7 protein-coding genes and 2 tRNA genes are annotated in these 11692 nt (G+C 58.3%); 3 read left to right on the forward strand and 6 right to left on the reverse strand.

Annotated features, from left to right (window positions below; genetic code table 11):
* Window positions 1-98: 98 nt before the first annotated feature.
* The gene (gene hisS / locus C7J97_RS11560; RefSeq protein WP_113992715.1) at window positions 99-1340 is read left to right on the forward strand and encodes a histidine--tRNA ligase; all 1242 of its coding nucleotides are present in this window, start codon (window positions 99-101) and stop codon (window positions 1338-1340) included.
* A 142-nt stretch (window positions 1341-1482) separates the two neighbouring features.
* Here hisS and C7J97_RS11565 read toward each other — a convergent pair whose 3' ends face one another.
* The 6 genes from C7J97_RS11565 to C7J97_RS11590 all read right to left on the reverse strand — a co-directional run bounded on the left by C7J97_RS11565 (window position 1483) and on the right by C7J97_RS11590 (window position 11176).
* On the reverse strand, window positions 1483-2904 hold the full coding sequence (locus tag C7J97_RS11565) for a glycine--tRNA ligase (protein WP_112090499.1): 1422 nt from the start codon (window positions 2902-2904) through the stop codon (window positions 1483-1485).
* Between the two features lie 154 nt (window positions 2905-3058).
* Window positions 3059-5251, reverse strand: coding sequence for an ATP-binding protein (locus C7J97_RS11570; protein WP_242983505.1), 2193 nt, complete (start codon window positions 5249-5251; stop codon window positions 3059-3061).
* Window positions 5252-5255: 4 nt separating this feature from the next.
* On the reverse strand, window positions 5256-6092 hold the full coding sequence (locus C7J97_RS11575) for a substrate-binding periplasmic protein (protein WP_113992717.1): 837 nt from the start codon (window positions 6090-6092) through the stop codon (window positions 5256-5258).
* 177 nt (window positions 6093-6269) lie between these two features.
* Window positions 6270-6755 (reverse strand): 23S rRNA (pseudouridine(1915)-N(3))-methyltransferase RlmH, encoded by a 486-nt coding sequence (gene rlmH / locus C7J97_RS11580; protein ID WP_112090496.1) that lies wholly within the window; start codon window positions 6753-6755, stop codon window positions 6270-6272.
* Between the two features lie 19 nt (window positions 6756-6774).
* Window positions 6775-9024 (reverse strand): DNA gyrase subunit A, encoded by a 2250-nt coding sequence (locus C7J97_RS11585; protein WP_113992718.1) that lies wholly within the window; start codon window positions 9022-9024, stop codon window positions 6775-6777.
* Window positions 9025-9184: 160 nt separating this feature from the next.
* Window positions 9185-11176, reverse strand: coding sequence for a DNA gyrase/topoisomerase IV subunit B (locus C7J97_RS11590; protein ID WP_113992719.1), 1992 nt, complete (start codon window positions 11174-11176; stop codon window positions 9185-9187).
* Window positions 11177-11512: 336 nt separating this feature from the next.
* Here C7J97_RS11590 and C7J97_RS11595 point away from each other — a divergent pair.
* A tRNA-Phe gene (locus C7J97_RS11595) sits at window positions 11513-11588 on the forward strand.
* 32 nt (window positions 11589-11620) lie between these two features.
* Window positions 11621-11692: transfer RNA gene (locus C7J97_RS11600), tRNA-Gly, on the forward strand.

Below are 11692 nucleotides of genomic sequence, written 5' to 3' on the forward strand. Positions count from 1 at the left end.
TATCCTTTATAATGGTAAAGTACTGAGTTAAAAACGCTCCCGCCCCTTTTCAGGCATCGAGGGCGGGTACAATTTACAGATAGAGAGGAATTACTATTATGAAAACACAGGCTTTGAAGGGCATGCGCGACCTGCTGCCCGCCGAACAGACCCTGCGCGACTACATTCAGGGCAAGATTCTGGAGACCTACCGCTCTGCCGGTTTTGAGCGCATCTCCACCCCCATGCTGGAGGATATGGAAAATCTGGACAAATCCGAGGGCGGCGACAACCTGAACCTGATCTTCAAGGTGCTCAAGCGCGGCGATAAGCTGACCGCTGCCCTGAACACCGGCGATCCCAAGCAGCTGTCCGATATGGGTCTGCGCTACGACCTCACCCTGCCGCTGAGCCGCTACTACGCCGCCAACAAGGACAAGCTGCCCAACCCCTTCAAGGTGATCCAGACCGACCGGGTGTTCCGCGCTGAGCGCCCGCAAAAGGGCCGTCTGCGCGAGTTCGTGCAGTGCGATATCGACATTCTGGGCGACGCTTCCCCCAACGCCGAGGTGGAGCTGATCGACGTGACCACCCGCGCACTGCTGAACATCGGCTTTACCGGCTTTACCGTCAACATCAACGACCGCCGCATCCTGCGCGGGATGCTGGAAAGCATGGGCTTTGCCGCCGACACGCTGGACTCCGTCTGCATTACCTTTGACAAGATGGACAAGATCGGTGCCGAGGGCGTGAAAGCTGAGCTGACCGAGAAGCAGCTGCCGGAAAGCGCCATCCAAGCACTGGCAAACTTTATTGCCGCCGGGGACGTGACGCTGGACGCCGTAGCTGCCCGCTGCGCCGACCCCGCCATCGCCGATGACCTGAAGTATGTGCTGGCCACCGCCAACACGCTGGCTGCAGGCCGTTATCAGGTAGCCTACTGCCCCAGTCTGGTGCGCGGTCAGGGCTACTACACCGGCATGGTGTTCGAGGTGACCTGCCCGCAGTTCAGCGGTGCTGTGGCCGGCGGCGGACGCTACGATAACATGGTGGGCAAGTTCCTTGGCGTACAGGTGCCCGCCGTTGGCTTCTCCATCGGCTTTGAGCGGGTGTGCGGCATTCTGCTGGAGCAGGGCTACCAGATCCCCGGCGCAAAGCAGAAGATCGCCCTGCTGTACGGCAAGGACACCGACTTCCCTGCCGTGCTGCGCAAGGCTGCCGCGCTGCGCGAGCAGTACAACGTCACCGTACTGCCGCAGGGCAAAAAGCTGGGCAAGCAGCTGGGTCAGCTGGAAGCCGCAGGCTTTGCAGGCGCAGCCTTTATGGACAAGGACGAGGTAAAGATCTTCGCCCAGCAGTAACCTGCCCGCCTGACGATTTTAAATTTTGTGGCTCAGAAACGTCTGCGGATGTTTCCGGGCCACTTTTTTCAGGCGTCACAACGCAAAAAAGCAGCCCCGCCGGTGCTCTGGCGGGGCTGCTTTTTGCGTAACAGTGTATTTTTTAGAACTCGATCTTGCTCTCGATGTAGCTCTTCAGCTCGCTGATGGGCATACGCACCTGCTCCATGGTGTCGCGGTCACGGACGGTGACGCAGTTGTCGGCAGCAATGCCCTTGGCCTCGTCGCCCACAGTGTCAAAGTCCACAGTGACGCAGAACGGAGTGCCGATCTCGTCCTCGCGGCGGTAACGCTTGCCGATAGAACCGGTATCGTCGTAGTCCACCATGAAGTACTTGCTCAGCTCGTTGCGGATCTCCATGGCCTTCTCGCCCAGTTTCTTGCTCAGGGGCAGCACGGCGCACTTGTAGGGAGCCAGAGCAGGATGCAGACGCAGCACGGTGCGGACATCCTCCTTGCCCTTGCTGTCGGTCAGGTGCTCCTCGTCGTAGGCCTCGCACAGGAAGGCCAGCGCCACGCGGTCGCAGCCCAGAGAAGGCTCGATGACGTAGGGGATGTAGTGCTCGTTGGTCTCGCTGTCGAAGTACTCCAGACTCTTGCCGGAAGCCTCCTGATGGCGGGTCAGGTCGTAGTTGGTACGGTCTGCAATGCCCCACAGCTCGCCCCAGTCGGTGAACGGGAAGGCATACTCGATATCAGTGGTAGCGCGGCTGTAGAAGGCCAGCTCTGCAGGCTCGTGGTCACGCAGGCGCAGGTGCTCCTTCTTGATGCCAAGGCTCAGCAGCCAGTTCTCGCAGTAGTCCTTCCAGTAAGCGAACCAGTCCAGATCGGTGCCGGGCTTGCAGAAGAACTCGCACTCCATCTGCTCGAACTCGCGGGTGCGGAAGGTGAAGTTGCCCGGGGTGATCTCGTTGCGGAAGGCCTTGCCCACCTGACACACACCGAAGGGCAGCTTGCGGCGGGTGGTGCGCTGGATGTTGGCAAAGTTGACAAAGATGCCCTGTGCGGTCTCGGGACGCAGATAGCAGGTAGAGGAGCTATCCTCGGTCACGCCGATAGCGGTCTTGAACATCAGGTTGAACTTGCGGATGGGGGTAAAATCGTGCTTGCCGCACACGGGGCAGACGATATCCTCGTGCTCTGCGATGAAAGCGTCCATCTCGTCAAAGCTCATGGCATCAACGTTCACCTCGGGGTGCTCCTCCCCGATCAGCTTGTCGGCGCGGTGGCGTGCCTTGCAGGCGCGGCAGTCCAGCAGGGGGTCCGAGAAGCTGGACACATGGCCGGTGGTCACCCATGTCTGGGGGTTCATGATGATGGCAGCATCCAAGCCCACGTTATAGGGGCTTTCCTGCACAAACTTTTTCAGCCATGCCTTTTTGACGTTGTTCTTGAACTCCACGCCAAGGGGGCCGTAGTCCCAGCTGTTGGCCAGACCGCCGTAGATCTCGGAACCGGGGAACACATAACCACGGTTCTTGCAGAGATTGACGATCATGTCAAGGGTCTTTTCGCTCTGTTCCATTGTAGTACATCCTTTCCGTCCGCGGCTGGTTTGCCGTGTCGTATCGTGTTGTGTTCCGGCGGCTTTCCCACCGCCGGGCGTGCTTGCGGCTTGCACAAGCACAGTATATTTACTGTACCATGTTTTGCCCCGCTTGTAAAGCCCGGCAGACAGTTCAGCTGCGCTCTGTCAGGTATTTTACCAGCAGGCGGTACAGGGCATCCGGGTCGATGGGCTTGGGCAGGTGCTCGTTCATGCCGGACTCCAGTGCCTTGCGGCGATCCTCTGTAAAGGCGTTTGCCGTCATGGCAAAAATGGGGATGGTCTTTGCGTCCGGGCGGTCCATGGCGCGGATGGCGCGGGTAGCCTCGTGGCCGTCCCGCACCGGCATCATCACGTCCATCAGGATGGCGTCAAAGCCGCCCACCGGCGAGGCTGCAAAGGCTTCCACCGCCTGCTGTCCATCGGCGGCTTTGGTCACCTTTATGCCCACCTCGTTCAGCAAAAACTCCATGATCTCCATGTTCAGGGCATTGTCCTCGGCCAGCAGCACCCGCTGACCCTGCAGCACAGCAAGGTCTGTCTGCTGCTGCTCCGGCTCTGCGGCTTCGGTGCTGTCGATGACAAAGGGCAGGGTGATGGTGTAGGTGGTGCCCACGCCCTGCCGGCTTTCCACCCCGATGGTGCCGCCCATTTTATCCACAAGGCTTTTGGTAATGGACATACCAAGGCCGGTGCCGCCGTATACCGAACGCGCCCCGGCATTCTCCTGCGTGAAGGGTTCAAACATCCGCTTCTGGAACTCTTCGCTCATGCCGATGCCGGTGTCCGCGCAGACAAAGCAGATCTGCACCTTGTCCCCGGTGCAGCTCAACTCAAAGCAGTCCAGCATCACACGACCCTTGTCCCGGTTATACTTGATGGCGTTGCTGAGCACATTCATCAGCAGCCGCTTGACGTGCAGCGGGCTGCCCACCAGCCGGGGATGCGGCAGCTTTCCGTATTCCCGGTGCAGCACGATGCCGCGCTCTGCCGCCTGTTTTTCCAGCACGTCCGTGATCTCGTGCATCAGCTCGGGCAGATCAAAGGGCACGCTTTCCATCACGACCTCGCCGGACTCCAGCTTGCCCATGTCCAGCACCTCGTTCACCAGCTCCAGCAGCAGGGTGGATGCCTCCCAGATCTTTTTGCGGCAGTCGGCCTGCCGTGCCATATCCTCCGGGCAGCGGTCACCGATCTCCACCATGCCCCGGATGCCGTTGATGGGGGTGCGGATATCGTGGCTCATGCGCTGCAAAAACTCGGTCTTGGCAAGGTTTGCGCTCTCCGCCTTCAGCGCAGCCGCCTTGAGGGTCTTTTGGTACTCCTGCTCCCGGCGCAGCTGCTGCTCCCGGTAGCGCTGGTCGGTCTTGCCGCGCAGCAATTGCAGCAAAAACAGGAGAACCATGTAGGTAAAGGCAGCCATGCTCACATTGCGCATGGTAGAGACATATACCTCCTGCTCCGGGCGGTAGACATAGATGTAAAAACTGCGCCCCTGCCCCACGATGCCGTAAGCGTACTGCTGCCCGGTGGTGCTGTGCACATGGATCATGCCGCCGTCGGTGCTGCGCGCTTTTAAGGCAGAAAGGGTGGGGTTATCGTCCACGGTGGTATCCAGCAAAGAGGTGTCGTTGCTGGCCACGATGCGGTCGCCCCGGGTCACCACGATGGTGCCGTCCACGGCGGGGTTATAGCCCTGCACGCAGTTCTGGTAGGAAAGGTTGTAATTGCGTACATATTCTGCCGTGGTGCGGTAGTACACCACAAGCACCCCGTCCCCGTCCTTCCGGGCGCAGGCTGCGGTGTCTACATAGGAGCCATCCTCATTTTCCGACCGTCCGGCGTAGACCTGCTCCGGGTGGTCGGCCACCTTCAGCACGATAGAACCGGCCAGCTGCGCTTCCATCTGTTCCCGGACCTGCAGGTCAGCCGTCCGGCCATCCTGTGAGGCTGCGCACAAAATTTTGCCCTCTGTTGAAAGCACCAGTGCGCCGCTGAGGGTATAGTCCCGCAGATATTCCGCCATAGCGGCATCGTCCAGCACCCGCCCGGGGTCATCCTGCCGGTCGTGCGCGATCTCTCTGCACAGATGCTGGGCGTTTTCCATCATCCGCATCAGGCTTTTGGTCTCCGTGGCAAGGTTCAGGTTATCGTAGCCAGTGCACTGCTCCTTAACATAGCTGATGGTATCCTCAAACTGCTTTTCTGCATTTTGCAGGTCGCTGTGCGCCGAGACCCCCAGCACGCCGCCCAGCAGCAACAGTCCCGCAAGTGCACACACCATGATGAACTGCTTCCGGTTGAAAATACTCTGGCTCTTTTCCATTCCGTCATGCATGGGTGCTGTCCTCCAGTCCATCCAGATAGTGCTCGGGGTCGTCCAGATAGCGGCTCACGATCTGCCGGACGGTGCCATCTGCCAGCATCTCCTGAAAAACCTCCGTCAGCTGCTGCGGCAGGTCATCGCCGCGCTCTTTGGCAAAGGCAACGCCCAGCCGCGCCGTCATCAGCGGCTCGTCCAGAATGCGGTATTCAACGCTGTAATCCTTCATGAACTGCCGGATGGCGCTTTCGTGGGCGGCTAAGGCGTCCGCGTAGCCTTTGAGCAGGGTGGTGTAGAGCAGATCCCGGTTCTGCAGGGAATACAGCCTGCGCAGCCGGGGCAGACCATTCTGCTCCGCATTCAAAAACAGTTCCTCCGGCTTTGTGGTGGACTGCACCGCCACCACCTTGTCGGCCAGATCCTGCAGGGTGCGGATGTCGCTATCGGAGCGCACCGCCACCACCTGACGACTGTACAGATACGGCCCTGCCCATTGGTATTCTTCCTCGCGGCCATCCATGGAAAAGCTGCCCCAGATGCAGTCGATGGTGTCGTTTTCCACCAGTTCCTTCTTCTTTTCCCAGTCGATGGTCACAAATTTTGCCCGGTAGCCCAGCCGCCCGAACGCCTCGGTGGCCAGCTCCACGTCAATGCCGGTGGGTGCACCGTCTGTGCCCATATAGTTGAAGGGCGGGTAGTTATCGCTGCCCACCACGATGACCGGCATTGCAGCCGTATAGTCATCCGTTTTTCCGGTACGCCCGCAGCTGCAAAGCAGCGCCGCGCACATCGCCAGCGTCAGCAAACAGGCCGCCAGCCGCAGTCCTCTTCTGTGTTTTTTCATGGTTCTTCCATCCTGTGTTTTTTGCTGCTTTTTGTAATAGAATGCTCCACGCTATCAGTATAATAAAAACTGCTCCAAAAGAAAAGAAGAAAATTACTTTTCCGGCAGATTCTACACTTTTCCGCAAAAAGGGCTCCCGGAGCGCCTGCGAACGCTCCGGGAGCCGAAAAAGCCATTTTACTTGTGGTACTTCATGCCCGCATTGATGGTGCAGGCGCGGTAGATCTGCTCCGTGAGCACCAGCCGCGCCAGCTGATGGGGCATGGTGATGCGCCCCATGCTGAACTTAAGGGCAGCGGCCTTTTTCACCTCTTCGGACAGGCCATGGGACGAGCCGATAACAAAGGCCACGTCCCCTGCCCCGCTGCCGGCACGCTGTGCCAGAAACTGCGCCAGCTCGTCGGAGGAGATCTGTTTGCCCTCGATGCACATGGCTACGATGGCAGCCCCCTTGCGCACATTGGAAAGGATGGCTTTTCCCTCCTTATCCAACGCCTTTTTTACCACCGCGTCCGAGGCGTTTTTCTCCTCGATCTTTTCCTCCGGCAGTTCAATGATGCGAAAGGCGGCAAAAGCCGCCAGACGCTTCTGGTACTCTGCCACGCCCTCGGCAAAATATTTGGCGTTCAGCTTGCCCACACAGATCAGGTCGATATTTTGCATAACAGCTTCCTCTTTTCATTTACAGCAGGCTCATCTGCTCGCCCTCGTCCTCGGCGCGGATCAGCGCACCGGTGGCGGGCAGGCTGCGCACGCGGTAGCGGTGGGGATTTGCCAGCTCCAAGGTATCTGCCGGCACCACCGAGGCGATGGTCTGGTTCTTTTTCAGGGTGACCACCGCCACGCCCTGACTGTCGCGGGTGGTCTTGGCAGCGATCTGCGCCGTACCTACCAGCAGCATCCGGCTGGCGCTGGTGCGGATGGCAAGCTCGGTCTCCTCCGGCAGGTAGAGCATCAAGGCAAGCGGTTCCTTATCGCTGTACGCCTTCAGCAGCTTGCGGCGGTTCTGCTTGGTGGCGTAGGAGCTGAGGGGGATCTTTGCGCACTTGCCGCTGGCAAAGAAAAACAGCATAAAACCGCTGTAATCGCCGGTAATGACCATGCTCAGCACGTTTTCGCCCTCGTCCATGCCCAGCCGCCCCGGGATGAAGATGCCCATCTGTGCTACCTTGCCGTCCTCCAATTCTGCCAGACGCACCTTGTACACCTGCTGCTTGTCGGTGAAGAACAGCGCTTCTACGTTGTTTCGGGTCTCCAGCTGCTGGATGATCTCGTCCCCCTCCTTCAGCTTGTGGGCACCGGCGGTGCGCAGGCTCTGGGGCGGGATCTTTTTAAAGTAGCCCTCCCGGGTAAAGAACACGGTCACCGGGTAGTCCGGCACAGCTTCTTCCTCGGCGGCAGCGTCCTCCTCGGGCAGGTCGTACAAAATCTCACTGCAGCGGGGCTTGCCGTATTTTTTCGCTACATCGTTCAGTTCATTGATAATGATGCGGCGGATACGGGCAGGTTTTGCCAGCACATCGTTCAGGTCGGCAATGTCCTTTTCCAGCTGCTCGATCTCACCGGTGCGCTTGAGGATGTATTCCCGGTTCAAATGGCGCAGCTTGATTTCTGCCACATAGTCTGCCTGCACTTCATCAATGCCAAAGCCGATCATCAGGTTGGGCACCACCTCGGTCTCCTCCTCAGTAGTGCGGATGATATGGATGGCCTTGTCGATATCCAGCAAAATGGCGGCAAGACCCTGCAGCAGGTGCAGGCGCTTTTCCTTGCCGTGCAGGTCGTAGTAGGTACGGCGGCGCACGCACTCCACGCGGAAGGCCGTCCACTCCTTCAAAATCTCCCGCACACCCATGACCCGGGGCTGACCGGACACCAGAATGTTGAAGTTGCAGCTGAAGCTGTCCTCCAGCGGGGTGGCCTTGAACAGCTTTGCCATCAGCTTGTCGGCATCCACGCCGCGCTTGAGATCCAGCGTCAGCTTCAGGCCGTTCAGGTCGGTCTCATCGCGCATATCGCTGATCTCCTTGACCTTGCCGGTCTTGACCAGCTCTGCGATCTTGTCCATGATGGCCTCCACCGTGGTGGTGGGCGGGATCTGGGTGACCTCGATCATATTTTCGCCGGGCACTGCGTTGTAACGGGCGCGTACTTTTACGCTGCCGCGGCCGTTCTCGTAAATTTCACGCATCTGCGCTTCATCATACAAAATCTGGCCGCCGCCCACAAAGTCCGGGGCGGGCATGGTGGTGCCGATATCGTGGTGCTCGTCCTTCATCAGCGCCACGGTGGTGGCGCACAGCTCTGCCAGATTGAAGGAACAGATGTTGCAGGCCATGCCCACCGCGATGCCCAGCGTATTGTTTGCCAGAATGGTGGGGAAAGTGACCGGCAGCAGGGTGGGCTCGGTGGTGGTGCTGTCGTAGTTGGGCACAAAGTCCACGGTCTCTTTGTCGATATCCCGGAACAGCTCCTCGCACACGCCTTCCAGCTTTGCCTCGGTGTAACGGGCAGCAGCGCAGGACATATCGCGGCTGTATGCCTTGCCAAAGTTGCCCTTGCTGTCCACAAAGGGCACCAGCAGGCTCTCGTTGCCGCGGCCCATGCGCACCATAGTGTCGTAGATGGCGGCATCGCCGTGGGGGTTCAGGTGCATGGTGCTGCCCACGATGTTGGCAGATTTAGTGCGTGCGCCCTTGAGCAGACCCATCTCGTACATGGTGTACAGCAGCTTGCGGTGCGCCGGCTTGAAGCCGTCGATCTCCGGCAAAGCGCGGCTGACGATGACGCTCATGGCGTAGGGCATATAGTTCGTTTCCAGCGTGCGGGTAATGGGATCTTCCAGCACACTGCCTGCATTTAAAATTTCAACGCCGTCGCCCAGCTGCGGGCGCACCGGCTTTAAGGTTTTCTTGGTCGATTTTTTTGCCATTACAGTTCCTCTCCATAGGGAAAAACCCTCTCAGGCTGCTGCGCAGCCAGCTCCCTCGAGGGAGGGAGCTTTTGGGGTCGTCCCGCAAAGTTTCCCTCTTGTGCCAAGCCTCTCCCCTTCGGGAGAGGTGGCATCGCGTCAGCGATGACGGAGAGGGTTCTCAGCTCACGTCCAGATCATCCAGATACTCTGCGCCATGCTGGGCGATATGCTCCTTGCGGCCTGCCAGATTGTCGCCCAGCAGGATATCAAACACCTGCGCGGTCTGCACCACATCGGTGGGCATTACTTTGATCAGACGGCGGCTCTCCGGGTTCATGGTAGTCAGCCACATCATCTCAGGGTCGTTCTCGCCCAAGCCTTTGGAGCGCTGGATGGTGTATTTTTTGTCCCCGATCTTTTCCAGAAAAGCGGCCTTTTCCGGCTCGGTATAGGCGAAATAAGTGCGATCCTTCGTTGTGATCTCGTACAAAGGCGACTCTGCGATATACACATAGCCCTTGTTGATCAGGGTAGGGGTAAGGCGGTAGAGCATGGTCAGCACAAGGGTGCGGATCTGGTAGCCGTCCACGTCGGCATCGGTACAGATGACGATCTTATTGAACCGCAGGTTTTCGAGGTTAAAGGTAGCCAGCTCCTTGTTGTGCTTGCCGCCCAGCTCCACACCGCAGCCCATCACCTTGATGAGGTCCACGATGACGTCCGACTTGAAGATGCGGGCATAATCTGCCTTCAGACAGTTCAGGATCTTGCCGCGGATGGGCATGATGGCCTGATATTCACTGTCCCGGCTGGACTTGACCGCGCCCATAGCCGAGTCACCCTCTACGATATACAGCTCGCGGCGGGCGGAATCCCGGGTGCGGCAGTCCACGAATTTCTGCACGCGGTTGGCTAAGTCGATTTGCGTAGAGAGCGTCTTTTTGATGCTCTGGCGCGTTTTTTCCGCGTGCTCGCGGCTCTGCTTGTTCACCAGCACCTGCTGGCAGATCTTCTGGGCCTCTTCCGGCTTTTCCAGAAAATACACTTCCAGATAATGCTTGAGGAAGTCGGTCATAGCCTGCGAGACAAATTTATTGGTGATGGCCTTTTTGGTCTGGTTTTCGTAGCTGGTGCGGGTGGAAAAGCTGGAGGACACATACACCAGACAGTCCTGCACGTCCTGAAAGCTGATGGTGCTCTCGCCCTTTTTGTACAGGTTCTTTTCCTTCAGGTACTTGTTGATCTGGTAGACAAAGGCGGTGCGCACTGCGTGCTCCGGGCTGCCGCCGTGCTCCAGCCACGAAGAGTTGTGGTAGTATTCCAGCAGCTGTACCTTATTAGAGAAACAAAAAGCCGCACTCATGCGCACCTTGTAGTCCGGCTGATCCTCGCGGTCCCGGCCCACAGCCTCGCTCTCGCAGCTGAACACGGGGGTCAGGGTGTCTTCCCCTGCTACTTCTGCCACATAGTCCGCGATGCCGTTCTGGTAGCACCAGCTTTCGTGCCACGGCTTGCCGGTGGCGGGGTCTTTTTCCTTTTCATCGGTAAAGTTGAGGGTAAGCCCCGCGTTGACCACGGCCTGACGGCGCAGCACATCCTTATAGTAGCTGCCGGGCACATCGATATCGGTAAACACCTCATCGTCCGGTTTCCAGTGGATGATACTGCCGGTACGGCGTCCCTTGTAGGGCTCCTTTTGCAGGCCGCCCACGTTCTCGCCCTTTTTAAAGTCCAGATGGTAGTGATAGCCGTCGCGGTAGATATCGGCGGTCATCCATGCCGAGGCGTACTGGGTGGCGCACAGACCCAGACCGTTCAGGCCAAGGCTGAACTCGTAGTTATCCTCGCCTTCGCCGTACTTGCCGCCCGCGTACATCTCGCAGAACAGCAGCTCCCAGTTGAAGCGTCCCTCGCCGTTGTTCCAGTCCACGGGCATACCGCGGCCAAAGTCCTCCACAATGACGCTGCCGTCCTTGCAGCGGGTCACGTTGATGGTATCGCCGTGGCCGTCGCGGGCTTCATCGATAGAGTTGGACACGATCTCAAAGATCGAGTGGGCACAGCCCTCCACACCGTCTGAGCCAAAGATGACTGCCGGGCGCTTGCGCACACGGTCGGCACCCTTTAACGAGGTAATGCTCTCGTTGCCATATTCCTGTTTTTTTGCCATGCTGCTCCTCCCGGCCCATCGCAGCTGTGCCGCGCAGGCCGTCCTGTAATCAAAGCAGACGCCCGCCCTTTCTATTATATAAGAAATATAACAGCATCTCTGCGGGCATAAGCGCCTGTGTTCTTTTCTTTTATTAAACCATAGGTTGTAAAACTTGTCAAATATTCTTTCTCTCTTTTCCCGTACTGCCTCCGGCACGAAAACCGCGAAAAAAAGTCGTTCTTATTTTGCACGCAGAGACGCCGAAAAGCAAAAACTTTTCAATTTTTTCAAAAAAATTTGCATTTACCCCTTTACAAAATCGAAATTTCAGGTATAATAATCATCGTCCGGTGCGCCTCTGTAGCTCAGTCGGTAGAGCAGGGGACTGAAAATCCCCGTGTCATTGGTTCGATTCCGATCGGAGGCACCACGTCAAGGAAACCCAATAGGGTTTCCCAATATGCGGCCGTAGCTCATCTGGTAGAGCGCCACCTTGCCAAGGTGGAGGTAGCGAGTTCGAGCCTCGTCGGCCGC

Origin of the sequence: Faecalibacterium prausnitzii, assembly GCF_003324185.1 — a bacterium.
GTDB classification, from domain to species: Bacteria; Bacillota; Clostridia; order Oscillospirales; family Ruminococcaceae; genus Faecalibacterium; species Faecalibacterium prausnitzii.